Here is a 15,288-nt window from a genome sequence, read left to right as displayed (position 1 = left end):
TAGGACTTTTGCCATGACCGCCGAACAAATCCAGCACCTCATCAGCACCGGCCTGGCCTGTGAATACATCACCCTCGAAGGCGATGGCCGCCATTGGTACGCCACCATCGTCTCCGCCGAATTTGAAGGCAAGCGCCCGATTGCCCGCCACCAGCAGGTCTATGCCACCCTGGGCAGCAAAATGGCCACCGACGAAGTGCACGCGCTGTCGATGAAGACCTTCACGCCGGCGGAATGGGCCACCGCCCAAGCCAAGGGTTAAGGCCCAGGCCTTGCGTCCGCTCTGATCAGATCGGACCTAATTTACTCATTTTTTAATAGCTGTTGGCGCTTTCTACATAAGCGTTACAAGGCTATTTGACCCTTAAACACTCTTTTTATTGCCCGCCATGGACAAACTCCTCATCCGCGGAGGTCGGCCCCTGCATGGCGACATCGCTATCTCTGGTGCCAAGAATGCCGCCCTGCCCGAGCTGTGCGCCGCGCTGCTGACGGCCGAGCCGGTGGTGCTGCACAACGTGCCGCGCCTGCAAGACGTGGCCACCATGCTCAAGCTGATCCGCAACATGGGTGTCACTGCTGAGCGTGATGACAACGGCATGGTCAGCATCAACGCTGGCGGCCTGCACACGCCCGAAGCACCGTATGAGCTGGTGAAAACCATGCGCGCCTCGGTGCTGGCGCTGGGCCCACTGCTGGCACGCTTTGGCCGCGCGCGGGTGTCGCTGCCAGGCGGCTGCGCCATTGGCTCGCGCCCGGTCGATCAGCACATCAAAGGCCTGCAAGCGATGGGCGCTGAGATCGTTGTCGAGCACGGCTACATGATCGCCACGCTGCCGGCTGGCCGCACGCGTCTCAAAGGCGCGCGCATCACCACCGATATGGTGACCGTCACTGGCACTGAAAACTTCCTGATGGCCGCGACGTTGGCCGAGGGCGAAACGATTCTGGAAAACGCTGCTCAGGAGCCCGAAATTGCCGACCTGGCCGAGATGCTGATCGCCATGGGCGCACGCATTGAGGGCCACGGCACCAGCCGCATTCGTATCCAGGGCGTGGACGCATTGCACGGCTGCACGCACGCCGTGGTGGCGGACCGCATTGAAGCCGGCACCTTTTTGTGTGCCGTGGCCGCCACCGGTGGCGACGTGCTGCTGCGCCATGCGCGCGCTGAGCACTTGGATGCGGTGGTTGAAAAACTGCAAGAAGCGGGCGTGAAGATCGCGCCGGTCGAGGGGGGGATGCGCGTGATGAGCGCCGGCGCTGCCAAGCTCAAGGCGCAGGGTTTTCGCACCACCGAATACCCCGGATTTCCGACCGACATGCAGGCGCAATTTATGGCGCTGAACTGCGTCGCGCACGGCACGGCCGCCGTGACGGAAACCATTTTTGAAAACCGCTTCATGCACGTCAACGAGTTGGTGCGCCTGGGTGCGCGCATCCAGGTGGATGGCCGCGTCGCCATCATCGAGGGGTTGGACGGCACCGCGCGTTTGTCCGGCGCAGCGGTCATGGCGACGGACTTGCGCGCTTCGGCCAGCTTGGTGATTGCCGGCTTGGTCGCCGAAGGCGAAACCGTGGTCGAGCGCATTTACCACCTCGACCGCGGCTACGACCGGATGGAAGCCAAATTGCGCGCCCTGGGCGCCGACATTGAAAGAATTGAATGATCACCCTTGCCCTGTCCAAAGGCCGCATCTTTGACGAAATCATGCCGCTGCTGGCCGCGGCCGGCATCGAGGTGTTGGAAGACCCCGAAAAATCGCGCAAGCTGATTTTGCCGACCAACCGCGACGACGTGCGCGTGGTCATCGTGCGCGCCACCGATGTGCCAACCTACGTGCAGTACGGTGGTGCCGATATCGGTGTCTGCGGTAAAGACACCTTGATCGAGCACAGTGCCGAATGGGGCGGCGCCGCGCGCTCGGGGCTGTACCTGCCGCTGGACCTGCGCATTGCCCAATGCCGCGTCAGCGTGGCTGTGCGCTCGGACTTTGACTACACGCAGGCGGTCAAGCAAGGCTCGCGCTTGAAAGTCGCTACCAAATACACGTCGATTGCGCGCGACTTTTTTGCCAGCAAGGGCGTACACGTCGATCTGATCAAGCTGTACGGCAGCATGGAGCTGGCGCCATTGATTGGCTTGTCCGATGCCATCGTCGATCTGGTTTCGACCGGCAACACGCTCAAGGCCAATCACCTGGTCGAAGTAGAACGCATCATGGACATCAGCTCGCACTTGGTGGTCAACCAGGCGATGCTGAAAATCAAACAAGCGCCGCTGCGGCGCATCATTGACGCCTTTGCCGGGGCGATTCGCCCCGCGCCCTGAAGGTCGATAACAACGAAATGAAACAACAACACCTTGGATGGACAAATAACCCTCGACAATGCGGGTGCTTCAGGCCGATGTGTGTCTGAATGCAATGTTTGATTAAAAAAACAAGGTTTGTATGTTCAAGAAAATTGCTTTGATCGGTTTGCTGGCTGCTGCGGGCGTGACGCACGCTGCGGATGCCGATTTCACCCTCGTCAACCGCACCGGCTATGCCCTCAATGAGGTCTACATTTCGCCCACCAAAATGGACAACTGGGGCAAAGACCGCCTGGGCAGCAACCAGTTACCCAATGGCATTGCGCGCAAGTTCAAGTTTGGCGACACCAAACACTGCGTTCAGGACATCAAGGTCGTGTTCACCGACGATGAGTCCGAAGTCGAGTGGGAAGGCTTCAATCTGTGCGAGTTGGACAAAATCACCCTGCGTTACAACCGCAAGACGGGCGATGTATCGGCTGATACCGAATAATCATCCGTCTCCCCCGTTTTATTGCAATAGAGCCCCATGAACGCTACGCCTGCCCGTTTGCGCACTGACAGTGCTACCTTTGAAGCCGATTTTCAGGCCCGGTTGCACTGGTCTGCTGATCAAGACGCCGCCATCGAGCAGCGCGTGGCTGACATCCTCGCCGACGTGCAAACACGCGGCGATGCAGCAGTGCTGGAATACACCACCCGTTTTGATGGCTTGACTGCGCCCAGCGTGGCGGCGCTGGAACTGACGCAGGCCGAATTAAAGGCGGCGTTTGACAGCATTCCCGCCGTGCAGCGCGACGCTCTACAAGCGGCGGCAGCGCGGGTGCGCAGCTACCACGAAGCACAGAAAAAGGCCTGCGGCGAGAGTTGGAGCTACCGCGATGCGGACGGCAGTTTGCTGGGTCAAAAGGTCACACCGCTGGACCGCGTCGGCATCTATGTGCCCGGCGGCAAGGCGGCGTACCCGAGCAGCGTGCTGATGAACGCCATCCCCGCGCACGTGGCGGGGGTGCCGGAAATCATCATGGTGGTGCCGACACCCAAGGGTGAAAAAAATGCCCTAGTGCTGGCCGCCGCTTATGTGGCGGGCGTGACGCGCGCCTTCACCATCGGCGGCGCGCAAGCGGTGGCGGCGCTGGCCTACGGCACGGCAACCGTGCCCAAGGTGGACAAGATCACCGGCCCCGGCAACGCCTACGTCGCCAGCGCCAAAAAGCGCGTGTTTGGCACCGTCGGCATCGACATGATTGCCGGCCCGAGCGAGATTTTGGTGCTGGCTGATGGCAGCACGCCGGCCGATTGGGTGGCGATGGATTTGTTTTCACAAGCCGAGCACGACGAGCTGGCGCAAAGCATCTTGCTGTGCCCCGATGCGGCCTATATCGACGCGGTGCAAGAAGCCATCGACCGCCTGCTGCCGACCATGCCGCGCGCCGAGATCATTGCCAAAAGCCTCACTGGCCGGGGCGCGCTGATCCACACGCGCAGTATGGAAGAAGCGTGCGACATTTCCAACCGCATTGCGCCCGAGCATTTGGAAGTCTCCAGCCATGAGCCGTACCGCTGGGAGCCGCTGCTGCGCCACGCCGGCGCCATCTTTTTGGGCGCTTACACCAGCGAGAGCTTGGGCGACTACTGCGCCGGCCCGAACCACGTGTTGCCCACCAGCGGCACGGCGCGCTTTAGCTCGCCGCTGGGGGTGTACGACTTCCAAAAGCGCAGCAGCATTATTGAAGTCAGCCAAGCTGGCGCACAGATTCTTGGCCCGATTGCGGCCACGCTGGCCTATGGCGAAGGCTTGCAGGCACACGCGCAGGCGGCAGAGATGCGGCTCAAGGCACCACGCTGAGAGCTACGAAGCGGCGCCGCATTTGCAGTCTGTGCCAAGCCGCTGCCAGCCCCTGCCATCGGGGCAGTGGCGGACGTATCTCCCATTCCACCTCGGCCATCTTGTGCAAAGCGGCCGTGCCCAGCCGCAGGCAGGCCGGGCCCTGCACGGTTCGCTGACTGCCGGCAGGTAAAAACCAGTCTGGCAGCGCGCCATCGCAGGTGAGCCAGGTGCAGCCGGCGGTGGTCTTTAGCTGGAGGGTGTGGCCGCGTGCGATGACCAGGGTGCGCACGGGCTGACCCGGTTGCAAGGTGGCCGCGTTGCGGGTGTGGGGCGAACGGTACAGGTGCAGTGATTTCATGCTCTGTACTCTGCGCCGTGGAATGCTTGCCAGCCAGTCACAGACAGCCGCAGGGTGCAGGCAGTCACAGGCCGGCAAATGCGGCGCTGTACTGCATGGCATGTGCTGCATCTGTACTGCCTCGCGGCAAGCTGGGCCGTACAGAATGGCTTTATGTCCGTTGAAAATTTGCCGCTGTATGTCCAGATTGCTAACCAGTTACTGGAGGCTGTACGCACCGGCGCACTGCCTGCGGGGGCCAAACTGCCGTCGGTGCGCGCCATGGCCCGCCAGCAAGGGGTGGCCCAGAGCACCGTGGTGCAGGCCTACCACTGGCTTGAAGATGGACAGGTCATTGCCGCGCGGCCGCGCTCCGGCTTTTTTGTGGCGTCGCGCAATCCCAGTGGCCGTGGTGTGCCCGAGCCAACGGTGTCGCGCCCGGCGCAGCGCCCACGTGCTGTGGCCATCGACTGGTGGGGGCAGCGCATCCTCGGACAAGACCCGCCGGCAGACATGCTGTCGTTCAGCAGTGGCACACCGGGCCTGGATTTGCTGAACACTGACCGGGTGCGCCGCGCCGTGGTTCAAGCCGCGCAGCGCCAGCGCCACCTGCTGTGTACCTACCCGGTGGGACAAGGCAGCGAAGAGTTGCGCTGTGCTCTGGCGCGTTACGCCCTGGCGCTGGGTTGTTCGCTCGCCCCCAACAACATCGTGGTCACGGGGGGCTGCATGGATGCGATTGTTCTGTGTCTGCGTGCCGTGACGCAGCCGGGCGACATCGTGGCGCTGGAGTCGCCGACGCACTTTTCCTTTCTGGAAGTGCTGCAAAGCCTGCAGTTGCGTGCGCTGGAAATTCCCACCCATCCGCGCCACGGCATTTCGCTCGATGCCCTGCAACTGGCGCTGGACACTCAGCCGGTCAAGGCGCTGCTGGTGACACCGACGCTGAGCAATCCGCTGGGCTGCTCGATGCCCCAGGCCGAGCGCCGGCGGCTGGCAAAAATGGCCAGCGAGCATGGCTTGGCGGTGGTGGAGGACGCCATTTACAACGAACTCTGCGAGTTCGATGACCTGCGCCGTACGGTGAAGTCTTACGACGCCACCGGCCATGTGCTGCTGTGCCATTCTTTTGCCAAGACGCTGGCACCGGGCCTGCGCTTGGGCTGGGTCGAGGCCGGGCGCTGGACGCCGGCCCTGTGCCGCATCCACAGCATGGAGTCGGGGGCGAAGACGGCGGTGCTGGAGCTGGCGCTGGCGCAGCTGGTGTCGCAGGCCGGACATGCGCTGGCGATGCGCCAGCTGCGCGGTGCCATCACGGCGCGGCTGGCCGAGGCGCGGGAAACCATCGCCAGTCACTTTCCCAAAGGCACGCGCGTCAGCCACCCTGCCGGCGGCCTGTTGCTGTGGCTGGAGCTGCCGCGCCAGGTGGATGCCAAGCGTTTCCATGAGGCCTGTCTTGCCGAAAACATGCTGGTGCCGCCGGGGCGGTTGTTCAGCACCGGCGGGCGGTTTGGGCAGTGCCTGCGCATCGGCCTGGGTGGGGAATGGTCGGCTGCGCATGTGCAGGCCCTGCGGCGCATGGGCGAGTTGGCCGCGCTCGCGCACTGACAGGGAAAAGAATAAGTCACACGAAACTCGTGCTACACGAAATTCGTGTAGCATCAATGCCATGAAGAATCTCACCATCACCGTGGACGACAGCGTGCTGGAATGGGCGCGCATCGAGGCGGCGCGGCGCGGCGCCAGTGTCTCGCGCATGGTGGGTGACTTCATGGCCGAGATGCAGCGCCGCGAAGATGCTTACGAGCGCGCCTATCTGGCCTGGCGCACCGACGAGCGCAACTGGCGCGCCGAAGTTGCCGCCACCGCAGCGCCCGCCGTGGCAGTCGCCGCCGCCGAGCCACTGCCGCGCGATGTCACGGTGTTTGTCGATACCGGCGTGCTGGTGCTGGCCGAGGACACGTCGGCGGGCCACTGGCACGTGCAAACCCTGGACTGTCTCGATCACCTCTGGCGCGAGCGCACTGGCCGCGTCAGCACCCAGGGCCTCACCGCGTTCTACGCAGCCGTCACCGGCCGCGCCCAGTGCGCCATGCCGCAGGGCGATGCGCGCGCCGCCATCCGCCGCTACAACAGCTGGACGCCCTGGCAAATCGACGCTGCCACGCTGGAAACCGCCTGGGCGCTGCAAGCCCGCCACCCATTGGCCTGGGGCGACTGCCTGGCGCTGGCAGCGGCGCAGCACAGCGGTTGTGCGGCGCTGCTGTCGCTGCACCTGCCCGGCGGCGCGCAGTACGGTGGCGTGCAGGTGGCCCACCCGGCCAGCCTGCAATTTGCCGCTTGAACGCCTGCTGCGCCACGAACATTCCATTTTGTTTTGACCGAGTGATCGCTGAATGACCTCTGAAATCTCCCATTCCTTAGCGCTGCAACGCATCCGCCCTGACGTGCGCGCCATGCACGCCTATGTGGTGCAAAACTCCGATGGCCTGCTGAAGATGGACGCCATGGAAAACCCGTTTAGCCTGCCGCCGGCGCTGCAGGCCGAATTGGGTCAGCGCCTGGGCGCTTTGGCGCTGAACCGCTACCCCGGCGACGGCACGGCCCAGCTGCAGCAGGTGCTGGCCAGCTACGTGGATTTGCCCGCCGGTTGTAGCGTGGTGCTGGGCAATGGCTCGGACGAGTTGATCAGCCTGCTGGCGCTGGCTTGTGCCCAGCCGGGCGCGAAAGTGCTGGCGCCTGTGCCGGGCTTTGTCATGTACGCCATGAGCGCGCAGCTGCAAGGGCTGGGTTTTGTCGGCGTGCCGTTGACGGCTGATTTCGAGTTGGACGAAGCTGCGATGCTGGCCGCGATCGCCGAGCACCGCCCAGCCATCACCTACATCGCTTACCCGAACAACCCCACCGCCACGCTGTGGGACGAGGCAGTGGTGCAGCGCATCATCGACGCCGTGGGCGCGCAGGGGGGCATCGTCGCCATCGACGAGGCCTATCAACCGTTTGCCAGCCGCACCTGGCTGGATCGCATCCGTGCCGAGCCGCAGCGCAACCAGCATGTGCTGCTGATGCGCACGCTGAGCAAGTTTGGCTTGGCTGGCGTGCGCCTGGGTTATTTGATGGGCCCAACGGCGCTGGTGGGTGAAATCGACAAAGTGCGCCCGCCGTACAACATCAGCGTGCTCAACTCGGAAGCGGCGCTGTTTGCGCTGGAGCACACCGAGGTGTTTGCCGGCCAAGCGGCCGAGCTGCGCGCCCAGCGCAGCGCCTTGATCGCCGCTCTGCGTGCCCTACCCGGCATTGAGAAATGCTGGGACAGCGAAGCCAACATGGTGCTGGTGCGCGTGCCCGACGCGGCCCGCACCTATGCCGGCATGAAGGAGCGCAAAGTGCTGATCAAGAACGTTTCTACAATGCATTCCACCCTGGCCAACTGCCTGCGACTCACCGTTGGCAGCGCCGCTGACAACGCGCGTATGTTGGCCGCACTTCAGGCATCCCTATGACCTCTTCTGCCCTCGTTCCCTCTTCTGCCACCGACCGCATCGCTGAAGTCAGCCGCAACACCGCCGAGACGCGCATCAGCGTACGCATCAACCTGGACGGGACCGGCCAATCCAATCTGCGCACCGGCATCGGTTTCTTTGACCACATGCTGGAGCAGATCGCCCGCCACGGCCTGATCGACCTGGAAGTGGACGCCGACGGCGACCTGCACATCGACGGCCACCACACGGTGGAAGACGTCGGCATCACCTTCGGCCAGGCCGTGGCCCGCGCCGTCGGCGACAAAAAGGGCCTGCGCCGCTACGGCCACGCCTATGTGCCGCTGGACGAGGCGCTGACGCGCGTGGTGATTGACCTGTCGGGTCGCCCCGGTCTGGTGCAAAACATCCCGTTCACCAGCGGCATGATCGGCCAGTTCGACACCCAGCTGGCGCACGAATTCTTTCAGGGTTTTGCCAACCACGCCGGTGCCACGCTGCACATCGACAACCTGCGCGGCGTCAACGCGCACCACCAGTGCGAGACCGCGTTCAAGGCCTTTGCGCGCGCGCTGCGCTGTGCGGTCGAGCGCGACGCCCGTGCCGCCGGCACTATTCCATCGACCAAAGGGTCGCTTTGATATTTTTAGGTAAAAATGGCCTCAAACCCTTACTGGATATGCGGTAGTAGCTATGAATAACAGAGTAAATACCGTGGCGATTGTGGACTACGGCATGGGCAATTTGCGCTCGGTGTCGCAGGCGATGCAGGTGGCGGCGCAAGGGACGGCCTGGCAGGTACTGGTCACTTCGCACCCTGAAGAGGTGCGCGCCGCCAGCCGCATCGTGCTGCCCGGCCAGGGCGCCATGCCCGACTGCATGGCTGAGCTGCAGGCCTCGGGGCTGCAGGCCTCGGTGCTCGAAGCAGCGGCCAGCAAGCCGCTGTTTGGTGTCTGCGTCGGTATGCAGATGCTGCTGGACCACAGTGCCGAAGGGCCGGACGGTGGCACGGCCTGTTTGGGCCTGATCCCGGGCGAAGTGCGCAAATTTGACTTGGGTGATCGCACCCAGGCCGACGGCAGTCGCTACAAGGTGCCGCAAATGGGCTGGAACCAGGTGCGCCAAAGGCCACAGGGGCCGCAGGGCGGCGCCGTGCACCCGGTGTGGGCCGGCGTGCCCGACAGCAGCTACTTCTATTTTGTCCATAGCTACTACGCCCGCCCGCTGGACGCGCTGCATTGCGCCGGCGAAGCCGACTACGGTGGCCCGTTTGCGGCAGCCGTTGCCAAAGACAACATTTTTGCCACGCAATTCCACCCAGAAAAAAGCGCGGCCCAAGGTTTGATGCTTTATCGCAACTTTCTGCACTGGAAGCCGTAGGCACTTACCTTTTGGGCTTGCGCTGGGAGCAGCCCGCCGTTAAAACATTCTGTCCCCTGTGTCTCGCCTCGGCTGCTCGGGCGGTAGCCATCCAAGCCTCTTTTTTTCTACACCACCATGCTGCTTATTCCTGCCATCGATCTCAAGGACGGTCACTGCGTACGCCTGAAACAAGGCGATATGGAGCAATCCACCACCTTTGGCGAAGACCCCGCCGCCATGGCGCGCCGCTGGGTCAACGCCGGCGCGCGGCGCCTGCATCTGGTCGATTTGAATGGCGCCTTTGCCGGTAAACCAAAGAATTTTGCCGCCATCAAGGCCATCCTGAAAGAAGTCGGCGAGGACATTCCGGTGCAATTGGGCGGCGGTATCCGCGACTTGGACACGATTGAAAAATACATCGATGGTGGCCTGCGCTACGTCATCATCGGCACTGCGGCCGTGAAGAATCCCGGCTTTCTGAAAGACGCCTGCACGGCTTTTGGTGGCCACATCATCGTCGGCCTCGATGCCAAAGATGGCAAAGTCGCCACCGACGGCTGGAGCAAGCTCACTGGCCATGAAGTGGCCGACCTGGGCAAAAAATTCCAAGACTGGGGCGTCGAGTCCATCATCTACACCGACATCGGCCGCGACGGCATGCTCTCGGGCATCAACATCGAGGCCACCGTCAAGCTGGCGCAGGCGCTGACCATTCCGGTGATTGCCTCGGGCGGCCTGGGTAGCATGGGCGATATCGAGCAGCTGTGCGCGGTGCAGGAGGAAGGCGTGCAAGGGGTCATTTGCGGTCGCGCCATTTACTCCGGCGACCTCGATTTTGCCGCAGCGCAGGCGCGTGCCGATGCCCTGAACGGCTGACACCTGCACAGCGGCGCCGCTATCAGGGCGTGTATCTGATCCAGGGATCGTTGCCGGATTTCAGCATGTATTGACCGGCGTCGTTGCGCATCGTGATGACGTCGGCGTTTTCTGCCACGAAGCGGGTACCTGGCAATTTTTCCACGCGCTCGGCCAGGGTTTGCCGGGGCTGGGCGGCGTAGGGGCTGTCTGCCAGCCAGTCGCCCAGCAGCGCAAACAGACCCAGGTAGCTCATGGGCGCATCCACCACCAAGGGCACGCCGGCCGTGCCCCTGGTAGGGGAGACGGCGCCTTCGGCTGGGGAGGGCGTTTTCAGACCGATCAGTTTGACCGCCGTGGGCACCAGCGTGATGTGCGGGTTAGGGATTTCGCGCATACCGGAAATTTGCATCTTGTCGCCGCTCAAGGCGGCGCCATGCTCGGGCACCAGCACCAACACCACCGGGCGCTGCGCTTTTTCCAGATCGGTGATGAATTGGTCGAAATCTGCCAGCAATTGCGCCAAGCGCGGCTTGTAGGTATCCAGGCTTCTGCGCGAGGTCATGCCTGGGACGCGGTTGCCATCGTGCAGTGAAATAGTGTTGTAGTACAGCGCCACTGGCGCATCGCCTTGTGCCAGACGTTGTTTCCACCACTGTGATAGCAGGGCGTAGTCGTTGTAGATCGGTGAACCATCAAAATTTTGCATGTGCACCGTCGCACTCTGGTTGGGTAGCAATTTGCCCGCCAGACCGCCTTTTTTCTCCAGCGTCGCGGCAAAATCTTCATATAAACCATCGTGGTTGAGCAGGGCTTGGGTCTGGTAGCCCAGTTTTTCCAGGCTCGGAAAGGCGTAGCAGGCGGCGTCTTCGCCGGCGTAAATTTGGTTGTGGGGCTGCTGTCCACAGGTGCCGTGCAGCACCCGCAGCGAGGCCGGGCCGCTGTAACTGGCGGCGCTGTTGAAGTTGCTAAACACCACGTCAAAGCGCGCCAGCAAAGCCGGGTTGTGCAGTCCGACAAACTCCATATCGTCCCAGGACAGCGAGCACACATGCAGCACGATGATGTCAAACGGCGGTGCTGCGTTGGCGTCGGTCTGCAGTTGCAGGCGCAACTGGCTTTGCTCGGTATAAAAGGCCTGCAGCAGTGCGTCCGGGGTGGCGGGCGGGCCGTCGGCGGCGGTGGTGGCGCTGGCGTCGCCGACGCCGGCAAGGGTGTTGGCCGGGTTGGAGGGCAGGAGGGCCACCAAGGGTACGCTCAAAATGCCGGCCAGGGCCAGTGTGGCAAAGCGGATGCGCTGCGCCAGGAGGGCATAGGCGAGGGCGATGACGACCAGGGCCAGTGCCAGCGTGGGACTGAAGAGGCGTTGCAGCAACTCCAGCCAGTAGTCGGCACTAAAGCCCAGCAGGGCCTGGGCTTGCGAGAGCACGCGCGCCGGTGGCGGCAAGTAGGAGTCGTGGTAGAGCAGTGCCAGCGCCGCAGGCCAGGCCAGCACGTTGCGCAGCCGCCGCCAATGGCCCTGGGGCAGGGGCCAGGCCAGGGCGACGCCCAGGGCCAGGTTCAGTTCCCAGTGAAAGCCGGTGTAGCCGCGATAGAAAAGCGCGACCTTGAGCAGAAAATACAGATTCCAGTAGTGCATGTGGCGCGGTTTGGCGGGGTAGCGGCTTAACGGACACGGGGGCGGGAGCGCTTGATGAAGCGCTCCACGAATTGGCGCAGGTCGTCGTGCAAGGTTAGCCAGAAAGTGCGGTAGCCGCGCACACCCAGCTGGGCGATTTCCTGCAGGCCGTGCAGCGGGCGGTCCTCGTCGTGGCTGTCGCTCCAGTTCTTCCAGACGTCTGAGCGCGCAAAGGTGCATTGCACCAGGTCGATTTGCTGATTTTTACTCAGTGCATCAAACTGCAAGCCCACTTCGCCGCTATTGCGTTGCAACGCCACGCTGGCGGGAAAGGTGCACTCCGTGGGGCCACGCCACAACCCCACATGGACTTTCTGCCCCGCCACGAGCGGGGCACCGGGGGCCAGTTGCAGACCCACGCCGGTCATGGAGAAGTCCACACATTCGGCGCGCAGCACTTGGCCATCCTCCAGAAACAAGGTGGCTGGCAAGCGCGTGCTGACACGGTGCATACGCCGCACCTGGCGCGATTCGGAGGACACGCCCAAGGCGGCGCCCAGTATCAAAATGCTGTAAGCCGTCCACAGCAGGTTGAGAAAAACGGTGGCTGTTTCGTGCGTGTTCCAGAAAAACAAACGTCCCAGACCCATGCCAAAAGCCAAAAAATTCAGTAGCACCAAAAGCGTGTAGGGGCGCGAGATGCTCCAGTCGAAATACGGATCGGCGACCAGACCGCCTTTGGCGGTGACGTTGAACGTACCAATGCGTGGGTTGATGAGCGCCACCGTGGTCGGCCAGGCCACGTACCAGGCGAGCACAGTTTCATATACCTCCGCCCAGAAGGTGTGGCGGTATTTACCCTGCACATGCGCGTTGGCGATGTTCGATTGCAGGATGTAGGGCAGCACATACAGGGCAATCATGAGGGCGCCGGCGTTGATGATGTGCCATTCGAAAAACAGGAAGGTCATCGGCGCGGTGAGGAATACCAGGCGCGGCAGGCCAAAGAAGAAATGCAGCATGGCGTTGGTGTAGCAAATGCGCTGCCACAGGCTCAGGCCGGGGCCCAGAAAGGGGTTGTCGGTGCGGAAGATTTGCGCCATGCCGCGCGCCCAGCGAATGCGCTGGCCGACATGCGCGGACAGGCTTTCGGTGGCCAGACCGGCGGCCAGGGTGCGGTTGATATAGGCCGTGTTGTAGCCCCGGCGGTGCAGTTTGAGGGCGGTGTGGGCGTCTTCCGTCACGGTTTCGACGGCAATGCCGCCGACTTCCATCAGCGGGCCACGCCGGATCACGGCGCACGAGCCGCAAAAGAAGGTGGCATTCCAGAAGTCGTTACCGTCCTGGATCAGACCGTAGAACAGCGCGCCCTCGTTGGGCACGCGCCGGAAGGTACCCAGATTGCGCTCAAACGGATCGGGTGAGAAAAAATGGTGCGGCGTCTGCAGCATGGCGCACTTCGGGTCACGCTGAAACCAGCCGACAGCGCTGGTCAGAAAGGAGTGTGTCGGGATGTGGTCGCAGTCAAAGATGGCCACCAGTTCGCTGTGGGTTATGCCCAGAGCGTGGTTCAGGTTGCCGGCCTTGGCGTGCCGGTTGTCGCTGCGCGTGATATGCCTGACCCCGACCGACTCGGCAAATTCGCGAAATTCTTCACGCTTGCCGTCGTCCAGAATGAAGATGTTGAGTTTGTCCGCTGGCCAGTCCAGCGCCAGCGCGGCCAGCACGGTGGCGCGCACCACGCTCAGGGGCTCGTTGTAGGTGGGGATGAAAACGTCCACGCTGGGCCAGTCGTGGGGTACACCGACCAGTGCCGCAGCCGGGCGTTGCAGCGGCCAGGCGGTCTGGATAAAGCCAAAAACCACCACCAGCCAGGTGTAGGCCTCGGCCAGCAGCAGGCCACAGCCCAGGGCGTACTCTATCGGTGAGTCAAATTCCAGCGAGAAGGTCAGGCGCCACCAGGCATAGCGGCCCATGGCCAGCAGGCTCAGGGTGGCCAGCATCAGCGTCGGGTAGCGTCCGGGCAGGCGGCGCAGCACCATGGCCAGCGCCCACCCTAGCACCAGGAACAAGGCCTGACCAAACCAGTTGAATGGCGTGGTCATGACGATGATGGCGGCCACTGAGCCGATGCACACGGCTATCCATCGGGCCCCAGGCAAGGCCAAAACCGGCGACAGGTAGCGATCGGCCAGGCGGCCGGATGTTTCGACGTTGATGTGCAGCGCCAGCCGGTCCAGTGCGTGCATGGCTAGGCGAATCGGCCAGGCAGCGACATACAGCAGCGTTCCCGCCACTTTGAAGAGCCCGCCCAACGCCCACCCCAGAGCGCCCAGCAGGCGTAAGGCGCCTGCTGCAAGACTGGCAAAAAAACCGACGCCTGGGTTGGCCGGGCGTACCAGCAGGCGCCACAGCCACAGCCACACCGGGGCGCTGCTGGGGACTTCCAGCAGGCTGGCCAGCCACTCTTGAAGGCGGCGCGCCAGGCTGGCCGGTGTCAGTCGGGGCGCTGGCGTCATAGAGGTTGCGGCAACGGTGTGGTGCGCGGATCTGCCGTCGCTGCAGCAGCGAGGTGATCCAGCAGCCACTGGCCAATACCTTGCAGATCGTGGGAGGACTGCGTGTGTGGTGTTCGGGTGCAGACGCTGGTGGCATATTCGCATGCCTGGGCGATATTTTCATCCTCATGCACCACGTACGGCAGCAGCAAAGTGCCCCATTGCGTACGCAGCGTCTCCAGGGCGCGGCGTTGCGAAGCACGGCGCGGATCAACGCGGTTGATGGTGATGGCGCAGTGTGCATCGGGAGGCGCCCACGCCAGCACCTGTGTCACCAGGGGTTGTGCATGGCAGGCCCGTGCAGAAGCCTCCAGCACGATCAGTACGATGCGGGCGGCGGTCAGCGCCTGGAGTGCCAGCGGCGCCGGCCAGGGCGGAGTATCGAGAAAAATAGCGCTACCCGCTGGCACTTCCAGGGCGTCGAGCTGATGGCGCAGCCACTCGGGGGTCAGCGCCCATTCACGTTGCAAAGTGTCCATCGCCGGCGTGCTGGCTGCGCCAAAGGGCAGCAGATCGACACCGTCCGAGTTGCTCAGTGCTGCCTGTCCCCACCACTGGTGTTCTGCGGCCAGCGTGGCCCATCCTGACTTCGCCGACTGCTGCATGCCCAAGTGCCGCCCGAGCATGTTTTGCGCACACAAATCAATCGCCAGGCATGGCTGGTTGCGTGTCGCCAAGAGCGTGGCCAAGTGCGCCGTCAGGGTCGTGCAGCCGGTGCCGCCCAGGGGCGAGACAAGGGCAATGGGGCGAACCGGGGTGGCGGTCATGGTTTTGACCGGGGTACGGCGTTGCGCTGCTTGGCAGGCACATAAGGCGTGATGCAGCGCAGGTCGCTTCGGCGCGTGCGTTGCAGCAGGGTGACGCACGCCCAGGCCAGCACGGCACCGATGGCGACATAAGCGAACAGGGTGAGCAAAGTCATGGCGTGCTT

General features: G+C 63.3%; 15 protein-coding genes and 1 pseudogene. 11 read left to right on the top strand and 5 right to left on the bottom strand.

Features of this window, described 5'->3' with window-relative positions; translation table 11 throughout:
- The first annotated feature begins 13 nt into the window (after nucleotides 1–13).
- The 5 genes from Q390_RS0100345 to hisD all read left to right on the top strand — a co-directional run bounded on the left by Q390_RS0100345 (nucleotide 14) and on the right by hisD (nucleotide 4,163).
- Nucleotides 14–262, top strand: a complete 249-nt coding sequence (locus tag Q390_RS0100345; RefSeq protein ID WP_027994272.1) for a BolA family protein — start codon at nucleotides 14–16, stop codon at nucleotides 260–262.
- Nucleotides 263–389: 127 nt separating this feature from the next.
- On the top strand, nucleotides 390–1,670 hold the full coding sequence (gene murA / locus Q390_RS0100340; protein ID WP_027994271.1) for a UDP-N-acetylglucosamine 1-carboxyvinyltransferase: 1,281 nt from the start codon (nucleotides 390–392) through the stop codon (nucleotides 1,668–1,670).
- Entirely contained in the window at nucleotides 1,667–2,332 is a 666-nt protein-coding gene (gene hisG / locus Q390_RS0100335; protein WP_027994270.1) for an ATP phosphoribosyltransferase, read from the top strand. The genes murA and hisG overlap by 4 nt, the downstream gene beginning before the upstream one ends.
- Nucleotides 2,333–2,453: 121 nt before the next feature.
- Nucleotides 2,454–2,807 carry a hypothetical protein gene (locus tag Q390_RS0100330; RefSeq protein ID WP_027994269.1) on the top strand — a complete coding sequence of 118 codons (354 nt, stop codon included), beginning with the start codon at nucleotides 2,454–2,456 and terminating at the stop codon, nucleotides 2,805–2,807.
- Between the two features lie 36 nt (nucleotides 2,808–2,843).
- Complete coding sequence (gene hisD, locus Q390_RS0100325; RefSeq protein ID WP_027994268.1) at nucleotides 2,844–4,163, top strand: histidinol dehydrogenase; 1,320 nt, start codon at nucleotides 2,844–2,846, stop codon at nucleotides 4,161–4,163.
- Here hisD and Q390_RS18940 read toward each other — a convergent pair.
- Nucleotides 4,147–4,503, bottom strand: a complete 357-nt coding sequence (locus Q390_RS18940) for a DUF2917 domain-containing protein (RefSeq protein ID WP_051602954.1) — start codon at nucleotides 4,501–4,503, stop codon at nucleotides 4,147–4,149. The genes hisD and Q390_RS18940 overlap by 17 nt on opposite strands.
- A 153-nt stretch (nucleotides 4,504–4,656) precedes the next feature.
- Between Q390_RS18940 and Q390_RS0100315 the strand changes: the two genes are divergently transcribed.
- The 6 genes and pseudogenes from Q390_RS0100315 to hisA all read left to right on the top strand — a co-directional run bounded on the left by Q390_RS0100315 (nucleotide 4,657) and on the right by hisA (nucleotide 10,202).
- Entirely contained in the window at nucleotides 4,657–6,090 is a 1,434-nt protein-coding gene (locus Q390_RS0100315) for an aminotransferase-like domain-containing protein (RefSeq protein WP_027994267.1), read from the top strand.
- A gap of 61 nt (nucleotides 6,091–6,151) precedes the next feature.
- A pseudogene (locus Q390_RS20600) lies at nucleotides 6,152–6,361 on the top strand (hypothetical protein); the annotation flags it as partial.
- Between the two features lie 517 nt (nucleotides 6,362–6,878).
- Nucleotides 6,879–7,985 (top strand): histidinol-phosphate transaminase, encoded by a 1,107-nt coding sequence (hisC, locus tag Q390_RS0100305; RefSeq protein WP_027994265.1) that lies wholly within the window; start codon nucleotides 6,879–6,881, stop codon nucleotides 7,983–7,985.
- Nucleotides 7,982–8,605 (top strand): imidazoleglycerol-phosphate dehydratase HisB, encoded by a 624-nt coding sequence (gene hisB, locus Q390_RS0100300; protein WP_027994264.1) that lies wholly within the window; start codon nucleotides 7,982–7,984, stop codon nucleotides 8,603–8,605. The genes hisC and hisB overlap by 4 nt, the downstream gene beginning before the upstream one ends.
- 52 nt (nucleotides 8,606–8,657) lie before the next feature.
- A complete protein-coding gene (gene hisH, locus Q390_RS0100295; RefSeq protein WP_027994263.1) occupies nucleotides 8,658–9,344 on the top strand; it encodes an imidazole glycerol phosphate synthase subunit HisH in 687 nt (228 codons plus the stop codon).
- 117 nt (nucleotides 9,345–9,461) lie between these two features.
- The gene (gene hisA, locus Q390_RS0100290) at nucleotides 9,462–10,202 is read left to right on the top strand and encodes a 1-(5-phosphoribosyl)-5-[(5-phosphoribosylamino)methylideneamino]imidazole-4-carboxamide isomerase (RefSeq protein ID WP_027994262.1); all 741 of its coding nucleotides are present in this window, start codon (nucleotides 9,462–9,464) and stop codon (nucleotides 10,200–10,202) included.
- A gap of 22 nt (nucleotides 10,203–10,224) precedes the next feature.
- Here hisA and bcsG read toward each other — a convergent pair whose 3' ends face one another.
- Genes bcsG through Q390_RS19780 form a run of 4 tightly spaced genes read right to left on the bottom strand, consistent with a single transcriptional unit; the run spans nucleotide 10,225 to nucleotide 15,279 of the window.
- Nucleotides 10,225–11,820 (bottom strand): cellulose biosynthesis protein BcsG, encoded by a 1,596-nt coding sequence (gene bcsG, locus Q390_RS0100285; protein ID WP_027994261.1) that lies wholly within the window; start codon nucleotides 11,818–11,820, stop codon nucleotides 10,225–10,227.
- 26 nt (nucleotides 11,821–11,846) lie between these two features.
- The gene (gene bcsA, locus Q390_RS17090; RefSeq protein WP_051602953.1) at nucleotides 11,847–14,318 is read right to left on the bottom strand and encodes a UDP-forming cellulose synthase catalytic subunit; all 2,472 of its coding nucleotides are present in this window, start codon (nucleotides 14,316–14,318) and stop codon (nucleotides 11,847–11,849) included.
- Nucleotides 14,315–15,124, bottom strand: coding sequence for a cellulose biosynthesis protein BcsQ (bcsQ, locus tag Q390_RS0100275; RefSeq protein ID WP_027994260.1), 810 nt, complete (start codon nucleotides 15,122–15,124; stop codon nucleotides 14,315–14,317). The genes bcsA and bcsQ overlap by 4 nt, the downstream gene beginning before the upstream one ends.
- Nucleotides 15,121–15,279: a hypothetical protein gene (locus Q390_RS19780; protein ID WP_156949782.1), complete on the bottom strand. Its 159-nt coding sequence runs from the start codon at nucleotides 15,277–15,279 to the stop codon at nucleotides 15,121–15,123. Before Q390_RS19780 ends, bcsQ begins: the two co-directional genes overlap by 4 nt.
- Nucleotides 15,280–15,288 lie beyond the last annotated feature (9 nt).

Source organism: Simplicispira psychrophila DSM 11588 (assembly GCF_000688255.1).
Lineage (GTDB): Bacteria > Pseudomonadota > Gammaproteobacteria > Burkholderiales > Burkholderiaceae_C > Simplicispira > Simplicispira psychrophila.
This window is presented reverse-complemented; position numbering and strand designations above follow the sequence as displayed.